General features: G+C 70.2%; 12 protein-coding genes and 1 riboswitch. Of the genes, 7 read left to right on the forward strand and 5 right to left on the reverse strand.

Translation table 11 applies throughout. From position 1 onward, the window contains the following. Positions 1-58 precede the first annotated feature (58 nt). The 6 genes from HRU81_10650 (at position 59) to HRU81_10675 (ending at position 6,789) form a co-directional block, all read left to right on the forward strand. Positions 59-1,231 carry an MFS transporter gene (locus HRU81_10650; protein ID QOJ32531.1) on the forward strand — a complete coding sequence of 391 codons (1,173 nt, stop codon included), beginning with the start codon at positions 59-61 and terminating at the stop codon, positions 1,229-1,231. Positions 1,232-1,434: 203 nt separating this feature from the next. After that, positions 1,435-2,373: an ABC transporter ATP-binding protein gene (locus tag HRU81_10655; protein ID QOJ32532.1), complete on the forward strand. Its 939-nt coding sequence runs from the start codon at positions 1,435-1,437 to the stop codon at positions 2,371-2,373. Then, positions 2,370-3,104, forward strand: coding sequence for an ABC transporter permease subunit (locus HRU81_10660; GenBank protein QOJ32533.1), 735 nt, complete (start codon positions 2,370-2,372; stop codon positions 3,102-3,104). The genes HRU81_10655 and HRU81_10660 overlap by 4 nt, the downstream gene beginning before the upstream one ends. A gap of 8 nt (positions 3,105-3,112) precedes the next feature. Further along, complete coding sequence (locus tag HRU81_10665; GenBank protein QOJ32534.1) at positions 3,113-4,996, forward strand: Gldg family protein; 1,884 nt, start codon at positions 3,113-3,115, stop codon at positions 4,994-4,996. Further along, positions 4,993-6,153: a DUF4340 domain-containing protein gene (locus HRU81_10670; protein ID QOJ32535.1), complete on the forward strand. Its 1,161-nt coding sequence runs from the start codon at positions 4,993-4,995 to the stop codon at positions 6,151-6,153. Before HRU81_10665 ends, HRU81_10670 begins: the two co-directional genes overlap by 4 nt. 59 nt (positions 6,154-6,212) lie before the next feature. Then, positions 6,213-6,299, forward strand: a riboswitch (cyclic di-GMP riboswitch). Positions 6,300-6,456: 157 nt separating this feature from the next. After that, positions 6,457-6,789, forward strand: coding sequence for a hypothetical protein (locus HRU81_10675; protein ID QOJ32536.1), 333 nt, complete (start codon positions 6,457-6,459; stop codon positions 6,787-6,789). 22 nt (positions 6,790-6,811) lie between these two features. On the opposite strand, the gene HRU81_10680 is transcribed toward HRU81_10675, so the two are convergent. Next, complete coding sequence (locus HRU81_10680; GenBank protein QOJ32537.1) at positions 6,812-7,990, reverse strand: aromatic ring-hydroxylating dioxygenase subunit alpha; 1,179 nt, start codon at positions 7,988-7,990, stop codon at positions 6,812-6,814. A 93-nt stretch (positions 7,991-8,083) separates the two neighbouring features. Between HRU81_10680 and ilvA the strand changes: the two genes are divergently transcribed. Next, entirely contained in the window at positions 8,084-9,613 is a 1,530-nt protein-coding gene (ilvA, locus tag HRU81_10685; GenBank protein QOJ32538.1) for a threonine ammonia-lyase, biosynthetic, read from the forward strand. Positions 9,614-9,626: 13 nt separating this feature from the next. Here the strand turns inward: ilvA and HRU81_10690 are convergent, their stop codons facing one another. From HRU81_10690 to HRU81_10705, 4 genes are all read right to left on the reverse strand, one after another. Further along, the gene (locus tag HRU81_10690) at positions 9,627-11,012 is read right to left on the reverse strand and encodes an MFS transporter (protein QOJ32539.1); all 1,386 of its coding nucleotides are present in this window, start codon (positions 11,010-11,012) and stop codon (positions 9,627-9,629) included. A 106-nt stretch (positions 11,013-11,118) separates the two neighbouring features. Continuing rightward, positions 11,119-12,075 carry a class I SAM-dependent methyltransferase gene (locus HRU81_10695; GenBank protein QOJ32540.1) on the reverse strand — a complete coding sequence of 319 codons (957 nt, stop codon included), beginning with the start codon at positions 12,073-12,075 and terminating at the stop codon, positions 11,119-11,121. Positions 12,076-12,167: 92 nt separating this feature from the next. After that, on the reverse strand, positions 12,168-12,830 hold the full coding sequence (locus tag HRU81_10700) for a hypothetical protein (GenBank protein QOJ32541.1): 663 nt from the start codon (positions 12,828-12,830) through the stop codon (positions 12,168-12,170). Between the two features lie 7 nt (positions 12,831-12,837). Then, positions 12,838-13,446 (reverse strand): hypothetical protein, encoded by a 609-nt coding sequence (locus HRU81_10705; GenBank protein ID QOJ32542.1) that lies wholly within the window; start codon positions 13,444-13,446, stop codon positions 12,838-12,840. Positions 13,447-13,448: the final 2 nt, after the last annotated feature.

The following is a 13,448-nucleotide window of genomic DNA, read 5'->3' on the forward strand; positions in this document are numbered from 1 at the left end:
CGGCTGGTGGATCGCCGCCACCGCGCTGGCCATCTATTTCTTCAGCAACGGCCTCACGGTGATGGTGCCGCAGGGCCTGGCGCCGCGGCTGATGGAGTCCTTCGGCACCACCGCGGCCGGCATCAGCCGGAGCTCGCTGATCACCTTCACGGTGGCAGCCTGCCTGGCACCGTTCGCCGGCGGGCTGGTGGACCGCTTCGGGGTCCTGCGCGTGCTGCGCGCCGGCCTGCTGGTGCTGGCCCTCGCCGTCTCGGCCTACCCCTTCGCCCGCAGCCTCGGGCAGCTCTACGTCCTGCACGCCGCATTCGGCGCGGGGCTCGCCCTCTGCGGCCTGCTGGTGAACGTGGTGCTGCTGTCCCGCTGGTTCGTGGCCCGCCGCGGGCTGGTGGTGGGCGTGCTGACATCGGGCTCGAGCCTGGCGGGGGCAACCCTGCCCCTGGCCATCTCGCCGCTGGTCACGGATCCCGCGCTCGGCTGGCGCTGGGGCTATGGCATGCTGGCGGCGGCATTCCTGCTGCTGGCGTTGCTGCCCGGCTTGCTGGTGCTGCGGGAAAGCCCCGCCGCGGTGGGCCAGCACGCGGATGGCGCAGCCAGCGCGCCCGGCAGCGGGGCAAGGGCCACCGACGGCGTGGCGCTGCGCCGCGCGCTGCGCTCGCGCACCCTCTGGTGCCTCGCGCTCGGCTCCGCCTGCCTGTGGTTCTCGATCCAGGCCGTCATCAGCCAGGCCACCATCTTCCTCGAGCACGAGGCACGGTTCACGCCGGCAGCGGCGACCAGCCTGTTCTCGCTGATGTTCGCCATGAGCTTCGCCGGCAAGCTCCTCTACGGGGCGGTGAGCGACTGGTTCACCAAGCGGCGGATCATGCTGGCGGCAAGCCTGACGCTGCTGGCCGGCTGCCTGCTGCTGTTCGAGCCCGGCGGCGACGGCCCCGGCCTGGTGACCGATCCCGGCCGCCTGCGGCTGTTTGCCGTGGTGTTCGGCCTCGGCTTCGGTGGCAGCTTCACCATGATCCAGCTGACGGTGGTGGAGAGCTTCGGGCAGCGCGACCTCGGCAAGATCCTCGGCGTGGTGACCTTCATCGATGCCCTCGGCGGCGGCGCGGGCTCGGCCGTGGCGGGGCAGCTCGCCACCTCGACCGGGTCCTACCTGGCGCCGTTCGCCGTGGTCACACTGGTGGCGCTCATCGCCGTCGCCAACGTGCTGCTCATCCGTCCGGTGCGACCGGACTGACAGGCCCCGCGCGGCCACCGCCAGGCGACGGCGAACTTTTCCGCGCCGGCCGTGGTCAACGGAAATTCGCCCGGGAAATCCGCCCGGAGCCGGTGCATTCCGGCCGGCGCAACAATGCTTGATTGCCCCCCTGCCCCATGCACAATACCGGCGCGCCCCCGGGCGCTTGGCCACCGGGCACGCAAGCCAGCAGAGGATCCAGCATGATCAGAGCCGAGTCGCTGACCAGGCAGTACGGCCCGCTCACTGCCGTCGACAACATCAGCTTCACCGTGCAGCCTGGCGAGGTGCTTGGCTTCCTCGGCCCCAACGGGGCCGGCAAGACCACCACCATGCGCATGCTCGCCGGCTTCGTCGCGCCCACCAGCGGCAGGGCGGAGATCTGCGGCTTCTCCGTCGAGGACCAGCCGCTGGAGGCCAAGCGCCGCCTCGGCTACCTCCCCGAGGGCGCTCCCTCCTATGGCGAGATGACGCCGCGGCAGTTCCTCGGATTCATCGCCCGGGTGCGCGAACTCGAAGGCGAGCGGCGCAGGAGCCGTCTCGACGACGTCGTCGGCCGGCTGCACCTTGCCGGCGTCATGGACCAGCGCATCGAGACGCTCTCCAAGGGCTTCCGCCGGCGCGTCGGCCTGGCACAGGCCATCATCCACGATCCACCGGTACTGATCCTCGACGAACCCACCGACGGCCTGGACCCCAACCAGAAGCACGAGGTGCGCGAGCTGATCAACGCCATGGCGAAGGACAAGATCATCGTCATCTCCACCCACATCCTCGAGGAGGTCAACGCCGTCTGCACGCGGGCCATCATCATTGCCGCCGGCCGCATCGTCGCCGACGAGACCCCTGACGCCCTGGTCCGCCGCTCGCGCTACCACAATGCGGTGACGCTGCGGTTCGAGGCGGCGGGCGCGCTGAAGGCCGCCAGCGCCCGCCTGCGCGCCCTGCCGGACGTGGATCACATCGAGGCGGACGAGGCGGGCCGCAGCATCACCGCCTTCCCCAGGGGCGGCAGCATGATCATCACCGCGGTGGCCGACCTGGCCGGAGCCGAGGGCTGGCCGCTGGAGCAGCTGCACCTGGAGTCCGGCCGCCTGGATGAAGTCTTCCGCAGCATCACCGAGCAGGAGGCCGCCCGATGAATGGTGTCAGCAGCATCGCGTTGCGGGAACTGCGCGCCTATTTCGCCACGCCCCTGGCCTACGTGTTCATCGTCATCTTCCTGGCGCTGATGGGTGTCTTCACCTTCTACATCGGCGGCTTCTACGAGGCCGAGCAGGCCGATCTCAGCTCGTTCTTCAACTTCCATCCCTGGCTGTACCTGTTCCTGGTGCCAGCGATCTCGATGCGGCTGTGGGCCGAGGAACGCAAGAGCGGCAGCATCGAGCTGCTGATGACGCTGCCGGTCTCCACCGGGCAGGCGGTGGTCGGCAAGTTCCTGGCCGCCTGGGCCTTCACCGCCGTGGCGCTGGCGCTCACCTTCCCCATCTGGCTCACGGTCAACTACCTGGGTGACCCGGACAACGGCGTGATCCTCGCCGCCTACGTCGGCAGCCTGCTCATGGCCGGAGGCTTCCTCGCCATCGGCTCCTGCATCTCCGCGGCCAACCGCAACCAGGTGGTCGCTTTCATCGTCACCGTGGTCATCTGCTTCCTGTTCCTGCTGGCCGGCTTCCCGCTGGTGCTGGACTTCTTCGCCGGCTGGGCGCCACAGGCGCTGGTGGACACCATCGCCAGCCTGAGCTTCCGCACCCACTTCGAATCCATCAGCAAGGGCATCATCGACCTGCGCGACGTCGTCTACTTCGCCATGGTGATCGCTGCCTGGCTCTACGCCACGGTGGTGGTCATCGAGCTGAAGAAGGCCGACTAGGAGCATCCATGAGCAGCAAATCGCGTACCGCTTTCGGCCACCTGGGTCTGGTGGCCGTGGCCGTGATCTTCCTGGTGGCCGTGCCGCTCGCCAACGTCATCCTCCGCGGCGCCCGCGTCGACCTCACCGAGAACCAGCTCTACACGCTCTCGCCCGGCACCATCCACATCCTCGGCAACATCCCCGAGCCCATCCACCTGTACTTCTTCTTCTCCGGCACCGCCACCGGCAAGACGCCGTTCTTCCGCACCTATGCGGGGCGCGTCCGCGACATGCTGCAGGACTTCGCCCAGCGGTCGAACGGCAGGATCACCGTCACCGAGGTGGACCCGGTGCCGTTCTCGGACGAGGAAGACCGTGCCACGCAGTTCGGCCTCCAGGGCATCCGCCTGGACAACAGCGCGGACCCGATCTTCATGGGCATCGCCGGCACCAACAGCGTCGGCGATGACCAGGTCATCCCCTTCGTCGACCCGCGCAAGGAGGCATTCCTCGAGTACGACCTCGCCAAGCTGGTGTACTCGCTCGCCAACCCGAAGCACCCGGTGGTGGGCCTGCTGAGCAGCCTGCCGATCAGCGCGGGTTTCGACCCGATGACGCAGCAGATCCGCCAGCCCTGGGCCGTCGTCAACCAGCTGCGCCAGGTGTTCGACATCCGCCAGCTGGAGCCCGGGCTGACGAAGATCGCCGACGACGTGCAGGTGGTCATGCTGGTGCACCCGAAGAACCTCGGCGACCAGGCCCTCTACGCGCTCGACCAGTTCGTGCTGCGCGGCGGGCGCCTCATGGTGTTCGTCGATCCCTGGGCCGAGGCCGATCCGGGCGCGCCCGATCCAGCCGACCCGACCGGGGCCGCGGGACAGCGCAGCTCCAACCTCGAGCGGCTGTTCAACGCCTGGGGCATCAGCGTCGCCAGCGACAGCTTCGTCGGTGACAACCGCTTTGCCCTGCAGGTCATGGGGCCCGACGGCCGCCCGGTGCGCGACATCGGCCTGCTGGGCATCGGCCAGGACGGCCTCGACCAGGATGACGTCGTCACCTCAGGGCTGAGCCTGGTCAACATGGGCTTCGCCGGGGCCATCAGCATCCGCGACAAGGCGCCGGTGACGGTCACGCCGCTGGTGCGCTCGAGCGACCTCGCGGCACCGCTGGGCACCGCGGCGCTGGCCTTCATGCAGGACCCGACGGTGCTGCTCGAGAACTTCAAGCCCACCGGCCAGCGCTACACGCTGGCCGCGAGGCTGTCCGGCAAGGTGCCGACCGCCTTCCCCGACGGGCCGCCACCCGGGATGCCGGCCGGTGGCCCGGCGCAGATCAGGGAGTCCGCCGAACCCGTCAACATCGTGGTGGTTGCCGACACCGACCTGCTCACGGACCGTCTCTGGGTGCAGACGCAGAATTTCTTCGGCCAGCGCGTCGCCAATGCCTTCGCCAACAACGGCGATTTCGTCGTCAACGCCCTGGACAACCTGCTCGGCAGCAATGACCTCATCGGCATCCGCGCCCGCGCCACCTTCAGCCGGCCCTTCACCCGCGTGCGCGACCTGCGCCGGGATGCCGAGGTCCGCTTCCGCGACAGCGAGGAACGACTGCAGCAGGAGCTGCGCGATACCGAGCAGAAGCTCGCCGGGATCCAGGCCGGGCGCAAGGACGGCAATACCCTGATCATGACGCCCGAGCAGCAGCAGGAGATCGAGCGCTTCCGCAACCAGCGCGCCGACATCCGCAAGGAGCTGCGCCAGGTGCAGCGCAACCTCGACCAGGATATCGAGCGGCTGGGAACCATCCTCAAGGTCATCAACATCGGCCTGGTGCCGCTGCTCATTTCCATCGCCAGCATCATCGTCGTGCTGGTGCGCCGGCATCGCCGCAGCGGAGGCCACCCGTCATGAAAAGCCGCACGCTCGTCATCCTGCTGGCCGCGCTGGCAGTGCTGGTGGCGCTGGCCATCGCCGTGTCGGTATCGCAGCGCCCGGGCAGCACCGCTGGCGCCCTGCTGTACCCGGGGCTCAGGGACCAGCTGGACGAGGTGGACAGCGTGGTGGTCCGCAGCGGCGGCAACAAGGTCGTCGCCACGCTGGAGCGGGGCAAGGCCGGCTGGACCGTCAGGGAACGCGACGGTTACCCGGCGGACCTCGGCCGGCTGCGCAAGAACCTGGTGTCGCTGGCCGAGGCCACCATCACCGAGGAGAAGACCTCGAACCCCGCGTTCTACGAACGCCTGCGCGTGGACGATATCGACAAGGACAGCGCCGCCGGCCTGCGCCTGGATATCGGCATTGGCGGCAAGACGGTCGCCAGCGTCATCGTCGGCAGCACCGCGGTGGCCGGCAGCGACAGCGCCTACGTGCGCCGTGCCGGCGAGGCGCAGAGCTGGCTGGTCCGGGGCGCATTCGACCTGCCGCGCGAGACCAGCGGCTGGCTCGACAAGGCCATCACCAGCATCCCCGCCAGCCGCATCGCCGCGGTGAGCATCACCCAGCCCGACGGCGCCACGCTGAAGATCGACAAGGCCCGTGCCGGCGAAGCCGACTTCCAGGTCTCGGGCATCCCGGCCGGCCGGGAACTCTCCTTCCCCGGCGCCGGCAACAACATCGGCGCCGCGCTCGCCGACCTCAGCCTCGACGCGGTCGAGCCGGCAGCGGGCTTCGCGCCGGGGAATGTGCGACCCACGGTGGCGCGTTTCGAGACCTTCGACGGCCTCGTGGTCGAGGTCAGCACCTGGAAGCTGCCGGCCGGCGCGCGGCTGCGCCTCGCGGCGCATGCCGATGCGGCACTGGCGGCGCGCCACGCGCCCCCGCCCGGCACCACACCGGAGTCCGGGCCGGCTGCCGATGCCATCGCCAGCTCCACCCGCAAGGACCTCGCCGGCGTGCAGGCCGAGGCCGAGCAGCTCGATGCCCGGGCCGGCGCCTGGGTCTACACCGTGCCGGCGTACAAGGTGGACCAGCTCACCCACCGGCTCGACGACCTGCTGGCACCGAAGAAGGCCGCGGCGCCCGCGGCTGGCACCGGCCGACCGGCTGCTGGCGGCGCCGGGTCCGGCTGATGCCGGCACTTATGTGAATACCCGCCTTCCCGGGCACGCACTGCGTCTAGACTGCGAGCCGCTGACAAGGGCAAACCCGGCGAAAGCCGGGGACGCAAAGCCACCGGTCTAAGGGAGTCCGACTCCACGACAGCGGGGCCGCCGGCGGGGCAGGCAACTGTCCATCACCACGATCGTCCCTCCCCCGGGGCGATCCCGGCGGTCCGCTGCGCGGAACGCTTCTCCCCCTTCGGTGCGACGAGTCAGCCGCCGGCATGGCACGCCGGCGCCGATACGCCGTTGTTGCCCAGGGAGGGGTGATCGATGAGCAGGCGAATGACGATCGCGATGATGCTGTTGTCCATCTGCATCTGTGCGCTGCCGCGGGTGCAGGCACAGGCAACGAACTGGCTGCTGGAAGCGGTGATGGTGGGCGTTCCCCAGACACAGATCGTGCGTGACCCGAAGAACCGCTCCCGCTACTACCTGTGCTGGTCGGATGGCAGCCAGCGCTATGGGCTGAAGTTCTCCAGGACCAGCTTCAATTCCGCGCTGACCGGCCTGCAGCCAGGCCAGCGCGCCAGCCTGGGCAATGTGCTGAAGCTGGATCCCGGCGGCTGGACGGCTTACGACGAGCGCCTGTGCTGGGGCAATTGACGCGGCAGGCGGCGCAGCCTGCCTAGGCGGCAGGCCCGGTCGCCTGCGCGGGCGCGGCCGCGGCCGCTTCCGGCCGCGCCGGGTACAGCGGCACCGCGTCGAGGATCCAGCCCTTGTGCTCGCGGCGCGCCGGGCTGGGGATGGCGTAGGCGACCTTGCGGGCGTTGCGGTTCACCTCGTCCATGTCGATGCGCCAGCCGCGGGCTTCCCAGCGCTTGAGCTTGTCGCGGTACTTGCCGATGGCGGCATCGGAGGGTGTGAAGAACTCCTTCGCGCGGCTTTCCGGCGTCAGCACGGGCCGCACCTCGTAGAGCACGTCGCGGTCCTGCCCGGCGACCACGGCGTTGCGCGTCTTCATGCGCTCGTCCTCGGACGGGTCGATGAGGAAGTTGCGCAGGTTGACCAGGTAGAGGCTGGTCTTGCCCTCGTCCACCGGCGCCTCGAACAGGTACTGGTGGATGCTCATCTGCGGCGTCGGATGGATCAGCGTCCACAGCGACGACACGCCATGGTGCCCGGTGCCGCCGCTGATCACGGCATCGGTGCTGCGGCCCGAGGCCTCGCGCATCTTCGCGTCGGCCAGCGGTGGCGCGCGCCGGCTGCTGAAGAAGCCGGTCACCCACTCGGTGTCGAGCCAGCGGTAGTCCTCGGTGGCGATGCGGATATCCTCGCGGTCGCCGGAGAAGCCGTGGGTCGGGTGCACGTACTCGTTGTGGGCCCCGTCGATGCCGTTCTCGATCGAGCGCTGGAAGTTGAAGTCCCACTCGAAGTGCTGGATCGTCGCCGCCCAGCCTGGCGCGATCACGTTGCCGGGGTATTCGGGGATGTCCATGATCGGGCAGCGCTCCGCCTCGGGCAGGTCGCCGAGGAAGGCGAACACCAGGCCATAGCGCTCCTCGACGGGATAGGCATCGACGCGCACCCGCGCCGGCACCCGCGCCTCCCTGCCGAGCGACGGGATCCGCGTGCAGCGGCCATCGCCGGCGAAGCGCCAGCCGTGGTACGGGCACTGCACCTCGTCCTCGACGATCTTGCCGCCCGCCAGGGCGCCGCCGCGATGGCAGCAGGTGTTGGCGAGGCAGTGCACCTGGCCGGCGGAATCCCGCCAGAGCACGAAGTCCTGGCCGAGCATGCGGCGGCGGACCGGCGTGGAGCCGATGTCGGCGCTCAGGCCGGCCGGATACCAGAAATTGATGTACATGGCGTCCCGTCCTCGATTGCCAGGCGGCTGCGACAACCGCGGCCGCCTGCTGTGCCTGCCCCCGAGTATAGGCCGGTACGCTACCATTCGCCCATGGCCGCCACCCACGACTATCTCCGGGAAATCCTCCGTGCCCGGGTCTATGACATCGCGGTGGAGACCCCGCTGGATGCTGCGCCGCGCCTCTCGGCGCGGCTCGGACAGCGCGTGCTGCTCAAGCGCGAGGACCTCCAGCCGGTGTTCTCCTTCAAGCTGCGCGGCGCCCACAACAAGCTGGCCGGGCTGCCGGCCGCCGAGCGGGCGCGGGGCGTCATCTGCAGCTCGGCCGGCAACCACGCCCAGGGCCTGGCGATGTCGGCAAGGCACTTCGGCGTGCGCGCCGTGGTGGTGATGCCGGCGCTCACGGCGGAAATCAAGATCGAGGCGGTACGCGCGCTCGGCGCCGAGGTCATCCTGCACGGCAATGCCTACGACGACGCCTACGAGCATGCCCGTGCGCTGGCGGACCACGAGGGCCTGAGCTTCGTGCACCCCTTCGACGATCCCGCGGTGATCGCCGGGCAGGGAACCGTCGCCGTGGAGATGCTGCGCCAGTGCCGCGAGCCCATCGATACGGTGTTCGTCCCGGTGGGCGGTGGCGGCCTGGCGAGCGGCGTCGCCCTCTATATCAAGGCGCTGTACCCGCAGGTGCAGGTCATCGGCGTCGAGGCGGCGGAATCGCCGAGCATGCAGCAGGCATTCGCCGCCGGCCGGCCGGTGACGCTCGGGCATGTCGGCATCTTCGCCGACGGCGTCGCGGTACGCCGTGTCGGCGATGAGACCTACCGCATCTGCCGCGAGCTGCTCGACGACCTGGTGCTGGTCAGCACCGACGAGATCTGCGCCGCCATCCAGGACATCTTCGAGGACACCCGCAGCATCATGGAGCCGGCCGGCGCCCTGGCCGTGGCGGGCCTCAAGCGCCACGTCGCCGCCGGCGGTCCCGCCAACCGCGTGCTGGTGGCGATCAACAGCGGCGCCAACCTGAACTTCGACCGCCTGCACCACATCGCGGAGCGCGCCGCCGTCGGCGAGGAACGCGAGGCGCTGTTCGCGGTGGAAATCCCGGAGACGCCCGGCAGCTTCCTGGCGTTCTGCCAGGCCATCGGCAGCCGCAGCGTCACCGAGTTCAACTACCGCTATGGCGACAACCGCCGGGCACGCATCTTCGTCGGCCTGGCATTGCGCGGCGGGGCGGCCGAGCGCCAGCAGATCGCGGGACGGCTCGAGGCGGCTGGCTACGGCGTGCTCGACATGAGCGACGACGAAATGGCGGCGCTCCATGTGCGCCACATGGTGGGTGGCCTGGCCGCGATCGCCGACGAGCGCCTGTGCCGCTTCGAATTCCCGGAGCGGCCGGGTGCCCTGCTGGATTTCCTCCGCGCCATCGGCACGCGCTGGAACATCAGCCTGTTCCACTATCGCAACCACGGCTCGGATTTCGGCCGGGTGCTGGCGGGCGTGCAGGTGCCCGAGGCGGAGCTCGGCGAGTTCCAACGCCACCTCGCGGACCTCGGCTACCCCTGGTGGGATGAGTCGGCGAATCCGGCCTACCGGATGTTCCTGGCCGACGCGGCCCGCTGAGGCCCCGCGGGACTCAGCCCTCGCGCGTCTCCGTCCTGGCGGCTGGAGCGGCCTTCACCGCCGGGCGCAGCGAGAGCCCCAGCGCCGCCAGCGCCAGGCCCAGCACCGAGAGCACCACGAACGCCTTCTGGTAGCCAGGGCCGCCGCCGCCGAAAGAGGCGGCGATGGCGCCCACGGCCGCGGCGCCCATGAGGCGGCCGACCGAGGTGAAATTGCTGAGCAGGCCCTGCGCGGAGCCGCGCTCCCTGCTCTCGCAGTGGTCCAGCACGATGATGCGAAGCGGTGCGCCCATGACGCTGGCCATGCCGGCGCTGCCGATCATGCCGGCGACAATGAACACCGGGATGCTCATGGGCGCCAGGCCGTAGATCAGCAGGCTCACCACCACCAGCACCATGCCGGCCAGGATGAGGCTGCGCGCGCCGAACACGTTGACCAGCCGTCCGGCCACCGGCGCGGCGATCGTCGCCAGCACCACCCCGGGAAGCAGCATCCAGGCGGCGGTGCTCGCCGACACCCCGATGGCCGACACCGCGAGCGCCGGATAGAAGCCGGCGCCCGACTGGATGGCGCCCGCGCCCGCGCTGATCGTGGCGGCGATCGCCACCGGTCGCGAGGCCACGAGGCCCGGCCGGACGATGGGATCCACGGCGCGCTTCTCCAGCACCCAGAACACCGGTACCAGCACGATCACCAGCAGCAGCGAGATCGCGGTGGGCCACTCGGCCAGGCTGCTGCCGAGGGCCTGGACGTCGAGGACACTCAGGCCGTACACCAGCGCCACCAGCAGTACCGACAGCGTGACGATGCCGGCGACGTCGAGCGGATGGCGCTGCGGATGGCCCTCCGAAGGCAGCAGCCGCACGGCACCGAAGCCCAGCACGGCGCTGATCGGCAGGTTGATCAGGAACAACCAGTGCCAGCCGTAGGGCAGCAGCAGGCCGCCCAGCACCGGGCCGAGCAGGAACGCCAGGCCGAATACCGCGCCGAGGGTGCCGAGTGCCGGACCACGCCTCTCGGGAGCCACGGTGCTGGCGATGACCGCGGCGGCAACCGGCAGGATGCCGCCACCCCCGAAGCCCTGCAGCGCCCGGCCGACGTACAGGGTGAGGGGATCGTAGGCCACCACCACCACGAGCGAGCCGAGCGCGAAGAAGCCGATGGCGACCAGGTAGGCCAGCCGCGCCCCGGAGCGGTCGGAGAGTTTCGCCAGCAGCGGCGTGCCGATCATCTGCAGCAGCACGTAGGCGTTGAACAGCACCGAGGCCTGGCGGTCGTCCATCGCCAGGTCCGCCTTGATCACCGGCAGTGCCGGGCCGACGATGGCCAGGTCGAGGGCGCCCATCAGCACGCCGACGAACAGCAGGGGAAGCAGGGCTCTGGACTGGCTGGGACTCAAGGCAGGGTATCCGGTAGGGAGCGGCGGCGGATCCGCCCGGCCCGCGTGACGCGAGCAGGCCCGCCCCCGCCGCAGCGGCAGGGAACGGGTGGGCCGGCGGGTGCCGCTATGGGCCCGGTGCGGACGGCTCCTCGTCGCTCACCGGTGCGGCGCCCTCGCCGACACCGGCCACCGAGCCCGGCTTGCGAAAGCGCAGCGTGAAACGGTCGCTCTCGCCGATGGCGAGATACTTCTCCCGGTCCTTGTCACCGTCGCGCAAGGTCGGCGGCAGGGTCCAGACCCCGCCCGGGTAATCCCTGGTGTCCCTGGCATTGGCGTTGACCTCGGAGGCGGCCTCGAAGACGAAACCGGCCTGCTCCGCCAGGGCGATGGCGAAATCCTGGCGCACATAGCCGGACTTCGCCTGCGGATCCTGCGGCAGATCCGTGCCGGCGCGGTGCTCCACCACGCCGAGCACGCCGCCCGGCTTCAGCACACGGTACATGGCCGCGAACATCGCCGGCGCCTGGCCGCTCATCATCGCGTTGTGGATGTTGCGGAAGGTGAGGACCATGTCCACCGATTCCGGCGCCACCATCGCGGCCTTGTCCGGCAGGGCCAGCACCACGACCTCGGTCTTGCCGTAGAGATCCGCGCGTGCCGCCAGCTTGTCCCTGAACGCCTGCACGCCCTTGCGGTAGAACTCCTGCTTCGCCTCGGGATCCCAGTGGGCGGCGATGTAGCGGCCGTCATCACGCAGGTAGGGGGCGAGGATCTCGCTGTACCAGCCCGCACCCGGCCAGATCTCCACTACTGCCATGTCCGGGCGGATGCCGAAGAACTCCAGCGTTTCGCGCGGATGGCGATAGGTGTCGCGAGCGCGGTTCTCGGGGCTGCGCCAATCGCCGGCGATGGCGGCCTGCAGGGCCGCGTCTGCCTGCGGCGCGACGCTGGCTGCAGCCGGCGCGGCGGGCGCGGCCGCCGGTGGCGGGGTGGTGGCGGTGGGCGATTCGCCACCGCTGCAGGCCGCGGCCAATCCGGCCAGGGCGGAAACGATCAGCAGTCTGGCCTGGCGACTTGCCATGGTGGCCCTCCCCGGGTATCGGGCACCCGGGTCACCGGACCCGGGCCCTGCCCGGCCGCCACTCTAGCAAATCGCAACCGGCCCCGCGTCCCTCAGGAAGCCAGCACCACTGTATGGATGTGGCTGACCTTCGCCGGCCGCGGCGCGCGGAAGAATTGCCGGAGTTCCCGCAACATCGCCCCGGCGGGAACCCCTGCCGGGTAACGCGCATCCAGGCTGAGGCAGTAGCGGGCGGCCAGGCCCCAGGCATCCTCGTAGCGGCGCAGAGCCGCGGGAGCCAGTGCCGGATCGAATGCCGCGTCGGCGAACAACCGTGGCAGCAGCTTCCGGGCCGACGTGTCGCCGGCAAGCTGTGCCAGCAGCAGGCGGGCGCTCGCGTACTTGTCGACCTCGGCCTGCATTTCCAGTTCGAGCAGGGTCACCTGGCATTCCCTGGCCGCGTTCCAGGCGACGTAGTTGAAGTGACTGACGCCCTCGATCGCCGTGCAGTAGTCGGCGAAGTTCCGGCCACTGAGCAGCTCGCGCGGATCCATGCAGGCCAGGCGCCGCACCAGGGCCGCATCCAGGTACAGGGCGACGCCCAGCTCGCTGCCGCCCTCCTCGATCAGCAGTTCCTCCCGCGTATCGCCGCGGGAATCATCCGCCTGCCAGGGCGAGAGCGCGCGGCGGTCGGTGACGAGGAAGTCGCGGACATCCACCTGCAGGTCGATGCCGTAGAGCGCGCCGAGCAGGCATTGCAGGTCGCGCGGTTCCACGGCCGGATCAGTGGGCCCAGGGCGTGCGCGCCTGCTGGCTGGGCTCGACGCCGACCTGCCGCAGCAGCCGTCCCGCCCGCGGGCTGCCGGTGCGCAGCCAGGTCTCGTACAGGCGCAGGATGTCGTGGTCGGTGGCGCCACGCGCCGAATCGCGCACCTCGTGGAGCACATCCACCATGGCGAGGAACTTGGCGGCCAGCTCGGCAAAGATCGCCGCCAGCGCCTCCAGGCGCGGGCTGACCCGTCCGCTGCAGGCGAGCGTCCTGTAGGCGCCGCCACCCATGCTGATGTAGTAGTCCAGGCCGACGCTGCGCTCGCGCAGGGTCTCGGCGAAGAAGCCGGCGGTGAACAGCGAGACGTCGCCGAGCCTTTGCAGCGCCACGGCGCGCTCCTCGCTGCCCGGCGCATCGAGCGCATCGGCGAGCATCAGTGCCAGCGGGCGGTGCCCCGCGCCCTCGCCGGCGTCGTAGCAGGCGTCGGCGCGCGCGAACAGCGTCAGCAGCCGCACCACGTAGTGCGATGTGCCGTGGTCGACGACGACATGGTTGGCAGCGAGGGCTGCATCGACGGAGTCGCGGAAGAACTCCTCGAGGCTGGCCACCGGCACGAGGGGCATGC

This window comes from Gammaproteobacteria bacterium, from assembly GCA_015709695.1.
Taxonomy (GTDB): domain Bacteria; phylum Pseudomonadota; class Gammaproteobacteria; order Steroidobacterales.